The sequence below is a fragment of the Acinetobacter haemolyticus genome, assembly GCF_900406815.1.
GTDB lineage: Bacteria > Pseudomonadota > Gammaproteobacteria > Pseudomonadales > Moraxellaceae > Acinetobacter > Acinetobacter haemolyticus_A.
Window position 1 is genome coordinate 1 of the sequence record NZ_OVCN01000014.1, and the last position, 14,000, is coordinate 14,000.

Annotated in this window: 12 protein-coding genes; 9 read left to right on the forward strand and 3 right to left on the reverse strand. The window is 39.2% G+C overall.

Translation table 11 applies throughout. The features are described 5' to 3' along the window. Nucleotides 1-139: 139 nt before the first annotated feature. The 7 genes from DK207_RS10915 to DK207_RS10945 all read left to right on the forward strand — a co-directional run bounded on the left by DK207_RS10915 (nt 140) and on the right by DK207_RS10945 (nt 6,320). Complete coding sequence (locus DK207_RS10915; protein ID WP_109441192.1) at nt 140-748, forward strand: TetR/AcrR family transcriptional regulator; 609 nt, start codon at nt 140-142, stop codon at nt 746-748. A 398-nt stretch (nt 749-1,146) separates the two neighbouring features. Then, nucleotides 1,147-2,388 (forward strand): OmpP1/FadL family transporter, encoded by a 1,242-nt coding sequence (locus DK207_RS10920; RefSeq protein WP_416224676.1) that lies wholly within the window; start codon nt 1,147-1,149, stop codon nt 2,386-2,388. A 296-nt stretch (nt 2,389-2,684) separates the two neighbouring features. After that, nucleotides 2,685-3,548: a metal-dependent hydrolase gene (locus tag DK207_RS10925; protein WP_109441194.1), complete on the forward strand. Its 864-nt coding sequence runs from the start codon at nt 2,685-2,687 to the stop codon at nt 3,546-3,548. A gap of 136 nt (nt 3,549-3,684) precedes the next feature. Continuing rightward, nucleotides 3,685-4,128 carry a PaaI family thioesterase gene (locus tag DK207_RS10930; RefSeq protein ID WP_109441195.1) on the forward strand — a complete coding sequence of 148 codons (444 nt, stop codon included), beginning with the start codon at nt 3,685-3,687 and terminating at the stop codon, nt 4,126-4,128. 86 nt (nt 4,129-4,214) lie between these two features. Continuing rightward, on the forward strand, nt 4,215-4,889 hold the full coding sequence (locus DK207_RS10935; protein WP_109441196.1) for a glutathione S-transferase family protein: 675 nt from the start codon (nt 4,215-4,217) through the stop codon (nt 4,887-4,889). Further along, a complete protein-coding gene (locus tag DK207_RS10940; RefSeq protein ID WP_109441197.1) occupies nt 4,886-5,626 on the forward strand; it encodes an SDR family NAD(P)-dependent oxidoreductase in 741 nt (246 codons plus the stop codon). Before DK207_RS10935 ends, DK207_RS10940 begins: the two co-directional genes overlap by 4 nt. 1 nt (nt 5,627) lies before the next feature. Then, nucleotides 5,628-6,320 carry an SDR family NAD(P)-dependent oxidoreductase gene (locus DK207_RS10945; RefSeq protein WP_171293671.1) on the forward strand — a complete coding sequence of 231 codons (693 nt, stop codon included), beginning with the start codon at nt 5,628-5,630 and terminating at the stop codon, nt 6,318-6,320. 82 nt (nt 6,321-6,402) lie between these two features. On the opposite strand, the gene DK207_RS10950 is transcribed toward DK207_RS10945, so the two are convergent. Then, nucleotides 6,403-7,914, reverse strand: a complete 1,512-nt coding sequence (locus DK207_RS10950) for an aldehyde dehydrogenase family protein (RefSeq protein ID WP_109441198.1) — start codon at nt 7,912-7,914, stop codon at nt 6,403-6,405. Nucleotides 7,915-8,054: 140 nt separating this feature from the next. Here DK207_RS10950 and DK207_RS10955 point away from each other — a divergent pair, with 140 nt between their 5' ends. Continuing rightward, nucleotides 8,055-9,236, forward strand: a complete 1,182-nt coding sequence (locus DK207_RS10955; protein ID WP_109441199.1) for a helix-turn-helix domain-containing protein — start codon at nt 8,055-8,057, stop codon at nt 9,234-9,236. Between the two features lie 207 nt (nt 9,237-9,443). Here the strand turns inward: DK207_RS10955 and mdh are convergent, their stop codons facing one another. Beyond that, nucleotides 9,444-10,616 (reverse strand): iron-dependent methanol dehydrogenase, encoded by a 1,173-nt coding sequence (gene mdh / locus DK207_RS10960; protein ID WP_109441200.1) that lies wholly within the window; start codon nt 10,614-10,616, stop codon nt 9,444-9,446. Nucleotides 10,617-11,005: 389 nt separating this feature from the next. On the opposite strand from mdh, the gene DK207_RS10965 reads away from it, so the two are divergent. Then, nucleotides 11,006-13,471, forward strand: a complete 2,466-nt coding sequence (locus tag DK207_RS10965; RefSeq protein ID WP_109441201.1) for an acyl-CoA dehydrogenase — start codon at nt 11,006-11,008, stop codon at nt 13,469-13,471. A 73-nt stretch (nt 13,472-13,544) separates the two neighbouring features. Here the strand turns inward: DK207_RS10965 and DK207_RS10970 are convergent, their stop codons facing one another. Next, the gene (locus DK207_RS10970; RefSeq protein WP_109441202.1) at nt 13,545-13,967 is read right to left on the reverse strand and encodes an Lrp/AsnC family transcriptional regulator; all 423 of its coding nucleotides are present in this window, start codon (nt 13,965-13,967) and stop codon (nt 13,545-13,547) included. Nucleotides 13,968-14,000: the final 33 nt, after the last annotated feature.

Consider the following 14,000-nt stretch of genomic DNA (forward strand, 5'->3'; position numbering starts at 1 on the left):
CAGGTAATCGTTCGGATGATTTTAAAATATCAGTCGTTTTGTTAAACCAAAAATCATTTAGTCTGCAAGATAATATTAGACTTGTCGAAACTTTTATTGATATCTACAATGACAGCATTTAAATCATAGATAGCATAGTATGACAACTTCTCGCCGTAGACCAAAACATGATCCCAAAGAATCTGAGCGAGAAATACTAGAGGCTGCAGAAAAATTTTTAAATGAAAGACCTTTTCGAGAGCTTAACATTGATGAGGTGATGAAATTTACTGGATTAAAACGTCCAGCTTTTTATGTCCATTTTCGTGATAAGCATGACCTCATTTTGAAACTTGTTCATAGTATTGGAAAAGAATTATTTAACATTGCTGAAAGTTGGCTGGATACTAATAATCCTGAGATGGATTTGAGTCGTGCTATCGTTGATACGGTTGATGTCTATATGCAGCATGGTCGTGTGTTACGAGCATTTGTTGAAGCAGCGAGTGGAGATGAATTTATTAATCAGATATACCGTAATCTAGTTCAGGAGTTTATAACTGCGGCAGCCCAACATATAAGAGAAGAAAAAGTTTCAGGAAGAATTAAAAAAGATTTGGATATTGAAGAAACTGCAAAAGCACTGATTTGGCTAGAAGAAAGATATTTATTTGAGGTTTTTGGACATTCTGATCCAGTTGACTCTGAACTTATAATTCGAGTACTCCAAAATATTTGGATCTCAACACTGTACGGTGTTGTTCAGTAGTTTTTGTTATTTTAATTTCTGAATAACAGTAATATCTAAAATAAAAATGCTTCCAATTTAATAGAATTATCCTATTCATATAAGAAATTTAATTTTTATAAATATTTGAATTTAAACAATAAACAAACTTGATGTTAATCTTTCTGATAATTACACATTGTCATTGACACTGTGTAATTATTTGTGTAGCTTGTTTTTTGTTCGCTATGAATCTTAGTCCTACACATGAATTGTTGGATGATTAATCATAATGACGATTTAGCAAAAATATAATTTAAGGAATGATTATGGAAAAATCTTTAGGCAAGGACGGTGCTGATTTATTATCAATTTTTTCAAAAGGTAAAGAAAATCTTAGAGATGATCAGCTGAAATATTCATCTAACAGTAAAGAGTTAATGAAATTAGGACCATTTGTATTTTGTATAACGGCTATGCTTGTGAGTAGCTATACTCAGGCTGCCGCACTTGACCAGTCTGGTCAATCGATACTGCCATTTTTAGAGAGTGGTAATTATTTTGAAGTCAACGCATTTGCGGTTGATCCTTCTGTTTCAGGCGTAGTTCATGATCGTCCAGATCTTGTCCGAGCAAATCAAAGTCGTCATACAGGCAATATTGGACAAAATGTTCAATTTTATACTGCTGCATTAAAGCTGCAGCTCACAGACCACTTCAGTTTTGGTCTTCTTTATGATCAGCCTTTTGCTGCCAAAACGGCCTATCCACTTCGCCCCAATAATAGCTACTCGGATAATGATTTTAGCCAGCAAGGTACTTCCGTAGAGGTAAAGAGCCAAGACTTAAGTTTTATTTTTGGATATTCACCACTTAAGAATTTTCAGATTTATGGTGGACCTGTTTACCAAGAAGTAAAAGGTACAGCTTCTTTTCGCGGAATGGCGTATACCGAAGCGTTTAATGGTTACAACGCTGATTTTAAAGAACAAGGAAAATTGGGGTGGCTCGCTGGCGCGAGCTATCAGATTCCAGAAATTGCACTCAAGGCTGCGATCACCTATCGCTCAAAAATCAAATATAGTTTTCAGGTAGATGAGAGTATGTTTGATGAGCCTTTACAATTTGTAAACCCCGCAAAAACAAAACTTGAAACGCCTCAATCTGTAAATATTGATTTTCAAACTGGTGTGTCGCAAAACACACTGGCTTATATGAATTTGAGATGGGTGAATTGGAAAGATTTTAATATTCGCCCAACACAATATAATGCGCTTACAGCAAGTTATTTGGATGAACTTACAGAAGGTGCATATAAGAAAGGCGTGGACTTAGACTCCTACCAAAAAGATCAATATAACGCAACGATAGGGGTTGGCCATCAACTGACAGAAAAATGGGGGGTTGCCGCTGATGTCGGTTGGGATTCAGGGACTGGTAATCCAGCTTCGACCTTAGGCCCAATGAAGGGTTCATGGTCACTTGGTGTGGGTGTACAATTCAACCCAGCTCAAAATTATTTTATTGCTGCTGGTGTTAAATACTATTGGTTAGGGGATGCTAAGAGTGAGGATGGTGGTTATTACTTACCGATTGAGGGTATTAAAGAAATTGCAGAGCAAGCCGAGTTTAAAAACAATCACGCCATCGCGTATGGTTTAAAAATTGGTTATCGATTCTAAGTGAGTGGGGACAGCTCATTAGGGCTGTTCCTATTTTATATTACTTCATAATTTTTAATAAATTTTTCTGCATTGACCTTTTAAAGATATTAAATATCTTTTGATAAAATCAGTTTTAGGCCCAAATCATAGATTAAATTTTAGTCTCTTATCTTTTGAGGAATGAGACAGTCATTTCAGGACAAGTTGCTTGTTTAAGATATGAACGACATTGACAAGATCACCCTACGCAGATATTTTGCTTTATAAGTTCTTTTTTGGAACTTGTTAATTTGAGATACTACTTGAGGTGAACAATGTCATCTGTGTTGAAAGAAAAATCAAAGCAAAAAACACCTGCATCATTCCCAGTACGTCGTATGGATTATGAATTTCAGGATATGCCTAAATATTGGTGTGATAATGAACCGAGCCTAACCCATTATTTCACAGGACTCTCTACGCTCTTTCCAGAAGGTGAGTCCTATTTTGTCCGTTCAGTCCGGGCTTTGCGAAGTCAGATTAAAAATAATGAGAGCTTAAATCGTGATATTGGTGCCTTTATTGGTCAGGAGGCCATGCATTCCAAAGAACATCATGCTTTTCATCAAAGTGCCCAGCAGTATGGTTTGAATCCTGAATCATTAGAAAAAATGACTGGGATCATTCTAAAAGCAATTGAACGTACTTTTCCCAAAAAGTGGAATTTATTGGTCACAGTGGGTCTAGAACACTACACCGCAGTTTTGGTGGTGGAAATGATGAAAAATGTCAATGAGTTAATGACCGATAACACCATCCGTAATTTATGGCTGTGGCATAGTGTTGAAGAAACTGAACATAAAGCAGTTGCCTATGATATGTATGAATATCTCTATGGTAAGGGCTTAGATGCTTATATTCCGCGTGTGGCGATTTTTAGCCTAAGTTTAGTTTTAATTACTTCGTTTTCAAATATTTATCAGGTTGTTCTAATGTCGCGAGACAAACAACTGCTGAACTTAAAATCTTGGGCGAGATTTGCAGGCTTTAGCATTCAAGCTTATCGAAAACTGGTACCTCAATTCTTCTCTTATTATCGTTTTGACTTTCATCCGAATGATACAGATGAAACAGATATTGTAGCGAAAACTAAATTAAAACTGGGAATAACTGAAACAGCGCATCATTTAGCTTCATAAAACAATGATTTGGTCTAGCTGCCATAACTTCAAATATTTTATTTAAATGATAAGAAGGGCAGCTTAGAGCATATATATTTAATAGCAATTTATCTGTACATATCATTTTTTAAAGACCGAAAAAGAGAGTAAATCAATGAAAAGTCCAAATCAAATGACTGGTTTAGAAATCATGCAAGCGTTTCAACAAGGGTTGGTACCTGCACCAGGTATTGCAAAAACCATGGGCATGGAAGGTGTCGCTGAAGTTGAATATGGTCGTATTGTTTTTATTGCAACAGCTGATGAACGTCATACTAATCCGCTAGGTGGTGTGCATGGTGGCTTTGCTGCGACCGCACTTGATTCGGTCACTGGATGTGCGACCCATACGGTATTGGCAGCAGGTGAAGGATACGGAACGACTGATTTAGCAATTAAGATGTGCCGTCCAATGCCATTTAATAAGAAACTCATCGCTGAAGGTAAAGTCATCAATATCGGACGCAACTTGGTTATTTCAGAAGGTTATCTTCGAGATGAAGAAGGCAAATTGTATGCTCACGCAACAGCGACCAATATGATTATCCGTCAAAAATAGCCTAAGCTAAAAAGATATAACAATATCCTCTGACGAAAGTTTTAGAGAAATGTCTTCGGCGCCTAATTTTACAGGAAAGAAAAATAATGGTTACTTTACATCAGTGGGAAATTTCACCTTTTTGTCAAAAAGTAGCAAAAATGTTGAAATTTAAAGGGATTGAATTTGAAACCATCAATTATAACGGTGTGTTGGGGGCTAAAGTTCCAAAGTTGAGTAAGGTCGGAAAAGTACCTGTACTGGATATCAATGGACAGCGAATTCAAGACAGTACGCGCATCGCACGTTATTTGGATGAAGCATATCCCGATTTACCGCGCCTTTATCCGCTCGATCCAATGCAAAAGGCTTATGTTGAGTTGTGGGAAGACTGGGCAGATGAGTTATTGTATTTCTACGAAATCCATTTTCGGGTGAGTGATCCTGATGCATTAGATCATGCCGTTGCGATCAGTGCCCAAGGTCGTCCAAAGCATGAAGTGATTTTGATGAAACCTTTATTGAAGTCTGCACTCAGTTTTCAACTGAAAATGCAAGGCACAGGACGTATGGCAAAAGCCGATATTGAAGCAGAGTTTATTCGTCATTTGGAACGTATAGAACTGGTGCTGAGTGCTACGGGTTGGTTAGTCGGAGATCAAAAAACGGTGGCCGATATTGCAGTTGCTTCACAGCTTTTAGAGATTGTACGAACAAGTAAAGTGTGGGGAGCGAAAACCAATAGCTATTCCAATATTGCAGCTTGGATAAAACGAATATGAGTATGCGAGTCGCTGTTGTCATTGGGGTTGGGGCAGAACAAGGGATTGGTGCAGCCGTATCACGACGCTTTGCTCAATCTGGGTTAAAGGTTTATGTGGTAGGAAGAACGCTCAATAAATTGCAAGCAGTGGCTCAAACTATTGCTCAGCAAGGTGGTAATGCTGTCGCTTATCGTTTAGATGCCGAAAATGATCAACAGATTCAATCTTTATTTGACTTAATCATTGCAAATAACGAACAGCTTGAAGTCGTTGCTCATAACGTAGGTGGCAATATTCCATCCTTATTTTTAAAAACGCAGTTGTCCTTTTTCTCAAAAATGTGGCGCTCAACTTTCTTATCAGCCTATTTGGTTTCGCAGTCGTGTCTGAAGATTTTTGAACAGCAACAAAAAGGAACCTTGATTTTTACAGGTGCGAGTGCATCGCTGCGAGGTAAACCATTTTTTGCTGCATTTACCATGGGAAAGTCGGCATTACGTGCTTATGCACTTAATTTAGCAAGTCTATATAAGTCGAAAAATATACATATTGCACATATTGTGGTTGATGGCATGGTCGATGGAGATCGGGTCAATAAAGCCTTATTCGGACTTGGACGTTTAGCAAGATTAACGCGTGGTACTGGCGGCTTAAATATTGAGGCAATTGCTGATAATTATTTAATGTTATATCAGCAAAGCAATGATTTATGGACACATGAATTAGATTTACGTCCGTATCAGGAGCGCTTCTAAAATGATGAATAAGCTAGGGCGATTATTAAAATCATCAAAAAATGCTCAGTCCTGTATGGTGGTCTTTGGTGAAAATATTGAGTTGTTGAGTCAAGCGTTTATCAATCTTGATTCAGATCATCCATTACATATTTTTCAAGTAACACATGATCTATCCCAGCAAGATTTAAAAGTTTTCAGTTCAGATAATCAAACAACCATTATTCAACTGAATTTGTTGTCGAATACTTCATTAAAAAGTCTGGTCAAATATATTCAACAACAGGGCTATAAGATTGAATTATCTATTATCCAGCCGAAGTTTGGGTGTACTGATCATATCAATACTGTATCTGCTGAAATGATTGAACAATATTGGCAAGTTACAGGTCTAAATACAGTCAGTGTTTCGCAAGCTATGATTGCAAACATGCTTAAACAGAAAAAGGGAACAGTGATTTTCCTTGGTGCAAGATCAGCGGGTGCGGGAAAGAAAGCTGATTTATTGATGATGAGTATGTTTGCCAGTATTCGAGCCTTATCACAGTCATTGGCAAGAGAGTTTCATCCCAAAGGAATTCATGTAGCTTACTGCACGCTAGAAAAATGGGATGATCAGAATTCAAAGTTGATGCAATCGATTGCTCAAGTATGTTGGCATCTGCATCAACAACCGAAATCGACTTGGACTCAGGAACTCAGTTTGACGAGTTAATTGACAGCGAAAATTATAATTGACCTATGAAAAGAGCAAATGTGAAATAACATTTGCTCTTTCTAATGAGTGATATGGATTGTTAGAAGAATCCAGCAGGTTTGGTTGAGTAGCTCACCAAAAGATTTTTGGTTTGTTGATAATGATCTAACATCATGCGGTGGTTTTCACGACCAATGCCTGACTTTTTATATCCACCAAATGCCGCATGTGCAGGATAAATATGATAGCAGTTGGTCCATACACGACCTGCTTCTACCGCACGACCTGAACGATATGAGGTATGTGCAGAACGAGACCAAACACCTGCACCCAGACCATAGATGGTTTCGTTTGCGATTTGAATGGCTTCATCAAAGTCTTTAAATGTCGTTACTGACAGCACAGGACCAAAAATTTCTTCTTGGAAAATTTGCATGCTGTTATGACCTTTAAACACCGTTGGTTCGATATAGAAACCCTCACCAACTTCTTGTCTCGCACTACCACCTGTCAACAGTTCAGCACCTTCTTCACGACCTGTACTGATGCAGCGTAAAATTTTCTCTTGTTGTTCTAGAGAAGCTTGAGCACCAATCATGGTTTCAGTATCTAAAGGATGACCCACTTTGATTCGCTTAACGCGCTCAATCGCTTTTTCTAAAAATGCGTCGGCAATACTTTCCTGAACTAAAGCACGGGATGGGCAGGTACATACTTCACCTTGGTTTAAGGCAAACATGGCAAAGCCTTCTAGCGCTTTATCCAAGAAATCATCTTCTTTATCCATGATATCTTCAAAGAAAATATTTGGAGATTTACCACCCAGTTCGAGCGTCACGGGAATAATGTTTTCTGTCGCATATTGCATAATCAACTGTCCAACTTGAGTTGAACCTGTAAATGCAATTTTAGCGATACGTGGGCTGGTTGCGAGAGGTCGACCGACTTCAGCACCATAGCCATTGATGACGTTCAACACACCTGCTGGTAAAAGATCTTGAATGAGTTCAAGAACCAATAAAATTCCAACTGGCGTTTGCTCCGCAGGTTTTAAAACCACGCAATTTCCTGCCGCAAGCGCAGGAGCAAGTTTCCAAGCTGCCATCAAGATCGGGAAGTTCCATGGGATAATTTGACCGACCACACCTAATGGCTCATGGAAATGATAGGCAATGGTATCTTCATCAATTTCTGAGATGCCGCCTTCTTGCGCGCGGATACAACCTGCAAAATAACGGAAATGATCAATTGCCAATGGAATGTCCGCTGCTAAGGTTTCACGAACAGGTTTACCATTGTCCCAAGTCTCTGCCACCGCAAGCATTTCAAGGTTTGCTTCCATGCGATCAGCAATTTTAAGTAAGATATTTGAACGGAATGTTGGAGAGCTTTTATTCCATTCAGCTTTTGCTTTGTGTGCAGCATCTAGTGCCAGTTCAATGTCCTCGACAGAGGAACGCGGTATCTTTGTAAACACTTTGCCATCGACAGGCGAAACGTTATCGAAGTATTCTCCTCTAGTAGGAGCGACCCATTGACCACCAATAAAATTTTCATACTGTGGTTTAAATTGGACTTTTGAATCTGCTTGATTCGGATCGATGTAACGCATATAAATATTCCTTTGCTTATAATTGATCTTAAGCATCTACAGCTTTGGTATAAGGTACTTTTGTACGCTATTTCACTAGGATAGATCGGTGAAGGTTGGAGAAAGGTTGGAAACCATGCTCAAGTGTGAGGGATACACAAATGTTTACAAAACAAGAGCTCATACGGCAAAGACAGTCTATTGATCAGTTAAAGCAACAAAATAGTCTGTCTCCCCAAATCGCTGAGAAGTTAGAACAAAGTATTGCGAGTTCTTGGCAGCGATCTGTATCGTCTTCCATTCCTAAAGAACGCCTTGCAGCACCTTTACTCAATCAAAATAAGAAAAATATAAGTAGTTTGGATAAGGCTTTAAATGCTTGTGCGAACGAGTTAAGTCATATTGCAGCGCAGTCATCGATGGTGATCGCTGTAGGTGATGTTGGGAGTACCATTATATGGACAGCCTCAAGTACGCAGATGCAACGTGCTGCTGAAAAGGTACATTTCATCGCAGGTGGTCAGTGGGCTGAAGAGGTGGTTGGAACAAACGCTTTGGCTTTGTCCCTCAAAACGCAGCAATCCAGTTGTGTCTTTTCAAACGAACACTATATGGAGTCGATTCATGATTGGGTTTGCTATGCGGCACCGATCATTGATCCGTATTCTAAGCAAGTCTTAGGCGTAGTAGATTTATCGACCACATGGAAAAAGCACAATAGTTTAGGGGTATTAGCTGTCGAACGTTGTGCCTCGATTATTCAATCGGCACTGATCGAGCAGCAACGACAACAGTTATATATTCGGGCTTTTTCGACACCCCAGATCTTGTTTAATGGGAAATCGTTGGTGCTTACACCTCGTCAGATTGAAATTTTAGCGATTTTGGTGCTGTGTCCAAATGGCTTAAATCTAGAAAATTTACATCAAGCTTTGTATGGTGAACGCAAGGTGAGCATCGGGACTTTAAAAGCTGAAATGTCACAACTGAGAGATATCTTAGGTGGAATGCTGGGTTCAAGACCTTATCGTTTATTGGCAGATGTAGAAGCAGATTTTCTTTTGGCTGAACAGGCACTTGATTCTGGTTATGTGGCTTCTGCTTTACAGTTATACAAGGGGGTTTTTCTCGCTAAAACTGAGAGCCCATTTTTATGTGCATGGCGAGATTGTTTAGAGTCGCGTTTAAGTGATGCGATTTTTAAAACCACAGAAACGGATTTATTATTGAAACACGTGGCTCATTTCCCTGAAGCAATCGATGCAGTTGAGCGATTAATGGAGTTATTGCCAGCTGAGCATCCTGCACATTTATCATTGAATAAGTTTAAAGATATATTTTAAATCATGACTTATAGATATTATAAATCGTTATTTTAAATATTTATCGTTTATAGTTTATTTTAAAATTAAAAATATAATAAAAGTTAATCTAGTTAAATTTTATTTAAAGCTCAGACATAAGATAAAAAAAGGGAATATCTTTGTAGAGATATTCCCAAAAAAGTAAGCCTGTCGTCGGAGTGCTTTGGCTTACTTTTGAGAGGAAATTTAAAGTGCAGCTTTGAAGATCTCAACCACTTGAGCGTGGGTGGCTTTACGAGGATTAGTTAGCATACAAGCATCTTTTTGCGCATTTTCAGCCATGATTGCAAGATCTTCAGTTTTTACACCAAGTTCAGTTAAGCCAGAAGGAATACCAATCGAAGATGATAATTCTCGAATCGCATCAATTGCGGCGTAAGCTGCTTCAGTTTCAGTAAAACCATCCGTGTTGATCCCCATCAATTCTGCAATTTTTGCATAACGATCTTGGCAAGCAATCAGGTTGAATTCGCAAACATGGGGTAAAAGCACCGCATTACATACGCCGTGTGGAAGATTATAGAAACCACCTAGTTGATGTGCCATTGCATGCACATAACCGAGAGAAGCATTGTTAAATGCCATACCCGCTAAATATTGTGCATAACTCATGGCATCACGCGCTTCAATATTTTCACCATTGGCAACAGCAGGGCGTAACCATTGACTAATCATACTAATCGCTTTTTCTGCACAAGCATCAGTAATCGGATTTGCAGCGGTAGAAACATAAGCCTCGACAGCGTGGGTTAAGGCATCCATCCCTGTTGCAGCAGTTAAACCTGCAGGTTTAGCGACCATGAGTTTAGGATCATCAATCGCGATCAGCGGCGTACAGCGCCAATCAACGATTGCCATTTTGACATGGGTGTCAGTATTGGTAATGATACAAAAACGGGTCATTTCAGAGGCTGTTCCTGCCGTAGTATTGATTGCGATGAGTGGTGTCATCGGCACGGTACTTTTATCAATACCTTCATAATCACGAATATGCCCACCGCCAGCAGTAACTAAGCCGATGCCTTTGGCGCAATCATGTGAAGAGCCGCCGCCGAGAGAAACAATAAAATCACAACCATTGTCGTTATATGCTTGTACACCATTGTGGACATTGATATCGGTTGGGTTTGGTTCAGCACCTGCAAAGATATGGCTATCAACACCAGCATTTTTTAAATATTCTGAAATAGTTGCCGCCACACCAAATTTAAATAATCCTTCGTCGGTGACAATGAGTGCTTTTTTAGCACCAAGATTTTGAGCTTTGATTCCAATTTCTTTGGCACAGCCAGGTCCAAAAAGTGAGACGCAAGGGATATAAAAACCGTTAGTTTGATCTGCAATATTCTTAAAAGCCATGGAGCGATTCCTTCTTCCATAATCCATTGTTTGTTATGCAGTGATTTCATCACTGTAGGCTTAGTATGCAGGGGGTGAAAATTTTTCCTACCTACCAAATACCTACCAAACGATGTCAGATAGTAGAATCATGATTTGATTATGAAAGTTTTAAAAAAAGATATGATTTTGGAATGAATCGCACTCAAAGTTAATGATTATGCAACAAAGCCTTTCATCTCTATGCGGTTATGTAATATTTAGTAGTTTATCCTGAAAATAAAAAAACCCACTGTACAATCAAAATTCACTCTTTTTTCACACTTAACTTAATACGTTAAAAAATATAGTAAAGCATAAATATTTAATCACATTTCTTCTTAATTCAAGTTGAAGGCAAAGGAGTAACCATGACTCTATTATTGATATTGCTTAGCTTGTTGATTCAGTTTGCTGTGTTGTGGGCTGTATTTTATTTCAAACTAAATCAAACAATTGGTAGTCTCGTTTCTGTTGCAGTTGCAGTCATCTGTGCTGTGTTTATTACACCGTGGAGTTTATTGGTTGGTATACCGATTATTCTAATGAGTATCGTGATATTAATTCCTGCACTACGTGAAGCACTGATTAGTCGCCCCGCATTTAATCTTCTCTCCAATGCGATGCCAAGTATGAGTACGACGGAAAGAGAAGCGTTAGAAGCAGGTACCAGTTGGTGGGAAAAAGAGCTATTTATGGGGGAGCCTGATTGGGAGAAATTTGATCAATATCCTTATCCAAAGCTTTCAACTGAAGAACAATCTTTTTTAGACAATGAAGTTGAGCAACTGTGTTCAATGCTAGATGAATGGCAAATTCATCATCACCAAAAAGATTTGCCGCCAGAAGTTTGGCAGTTTATTAAAGATAAAGGGTTTCTTGGTTTAATTATTCCAAGAACATTTGGTGGTAAAGAGTTTTCCGCTTTTGCGCAAAGTCGCATTATGAGTAAGATTGCGTCACGATCTTTAACTGCAGCAGTAAGCTGTATGGTCCCTAACTCTTTGGGTCCGGGCGAGTTGTTGTTGCACTACGGAACCACTGAACAGAAACAGCGTTATTTACCGGGCTTAGCTGACGGTACAGAAGTGCCATGTTTTGGTTTAACCAGCCCTGAAGCGGGTTCTGACGCAGGTGCAATTCCAGATACAGGTATCGTGTGTTATGGAAACCATGATGGTCAAGAAGTCCTTGGTTTAAAAATGAATTTTTCTAAACGCTGGATTACTTTGGCTCCTATAGCAACCGTGATAGGTCTGGCGTTTAAGCTCTACGATCCAGATGGCTTGTTGGGAGATAAAAACAAAGTTGAATATGGAATTACGTGTGCCTTAATTCCGTCCAGCCATGAAGGAATTAAAATCGGGGCAAGACATCATCCTGGTGCCCCTTTTATGAATGGTACGGTTGAAGGGACTGATATCTTTATCCCGATCGACTGGATTATTGGTGGTCAAGAGAATGCTGGTAAAGGCTGGCGTATGTTGATGGAGTGTCTCGGTGTTGGACGCGGCATTTCACTGCCTGCATTAGCGACGGCTGCAGGGGAGATGGGTTATCTTTTAGTGGGTGCTTTTGCGAGTATCCGACAACAATTTAAAATCTCAGTTGGGCATTTTGAGGGTGTACAAGAAGCGACCAGTGATATTGCCAGTGATGCTTATATGCTGGAATCATTTAGATATCTAGTGACATGTGGACTCAATCAGGGTGGAACGCCAGCAGTAATGACTGCCATGGCGAAGTATTACGCCACTGAAACCATGAGAAAAGTGATTAATCATGGTATGGATGTGGTCGGTGGTCGTGCAATTCAGCTTGGACCACGTAACTTCCTGGCGTTGACCTATCAGTCTATTCCAGTGGCTATCACGGTTGAAGGTGCCAATATTTTGACACGTTCATTGATGATTTTTGGTCAAGGTTCGATGAGATGTCATCCATACTTGTTTGAAGAATTGCAATTGTTGCAATCAGAAGATAAAGCGGCGGCACTTAAACAATTTAGTCCATTGTTGTTTAAGCATTTGGCTTATACCTTTAATCGTGGTGCCAAAGCGGTGGCATTTGCTATCACGGGAGGATCTCGTGAAGGCTCTAAGCAAGCTGACGATTTTTCAAAACCGTATTATGCGGTGATCAATCGAATGAGTGCTGATTTTGCACTGACCGCAGATATGGCATTGGGTATTTTAGCTGGTGATTTGAAGCGTAAAGAAATGCTTTCTGGACGCTTGGCGGATATCCACTCGCATCTATTTATTGCGACAGCGATTTTAAAATACTATGAAAATGGTCAACGTACAGCGTCTGATCAAAAACATGCTGAATTGGCATTGAATAAAGCCTTGTTTAATGCACAGGAAGCATTTTTCGGATTCTATGATAATTTCCCAATGAAAATTGCCGCGAATTTGGTGAAATTGGTATGTTTCCCATTTGGTCGCCCAATTGCTAAACCATCTGATCAGTTGAAGCAGGACGTGGCTCAATTGCTGTTACAGGAAACGCCATTTAGAGCAGAGCTGAAAAAACATGTGTATTACAACACTGATGAAAGTGATGTGATGGGGCGCATGGAGTCTACTTTCCAAATGTTGTTAGCAATACAACCGCTTTGGAATAAGTTTAAAAAAGCAGAATCTAAAGATCAGTTTAAAGGGCTGTCATTTGAGGAGCATATTGCAGATGCCGTTGCTGTCGGTTTTATTAATACCACAGAGGCAGAACAACTGTTGCAATACAATGCTAAACGTTATGACAGTATGCTGACGGATGTTTTTGATGAACATTTAGAAAAGGATCTGCCCTTAGAAAATCCACATTTTAAAACTTAGTCTAAATTAACATTGGAGCTACCAAGCCGTTTGATGCCATATCGTATCAAGCGGCTTTTCACTTGATAGGGACTTAAGTTTTATATGTAGAAAGTAAAATGCTGGTTTCACTATTGTAAATCCCTGAAATATTGCGGATACGTTCAAGTGCCTTATCGAAGTTGATTAAACTGTCAGATTCTAACTCCACCAAAATGTCCCATTTACCATTGGTGGTATGTAAGCGTTCAACGGCGGATTCTAAACGTAGTTCACGAATCACAGCTTGGGCTTTGGTGCCTTCGACCATAATGCTCATCCATGCTCGAATCACATTTCTTTCAGCATTCGGTCGAAAACGAATGGTATAGCCCGTAATCACACCAGTAGATTCCATGTATTCAATACGTTTTTGTACAGTTGCTCGTGAGACACGTGCTTTAGCCGCCAAGTCGGTAATGGACATACGCGCATTGTCTTTTAGCAATCCTAGAATAATATGATCTAAATTGTTCATTTTGATATTTTCTATGTGCAAATTGATAAAAAT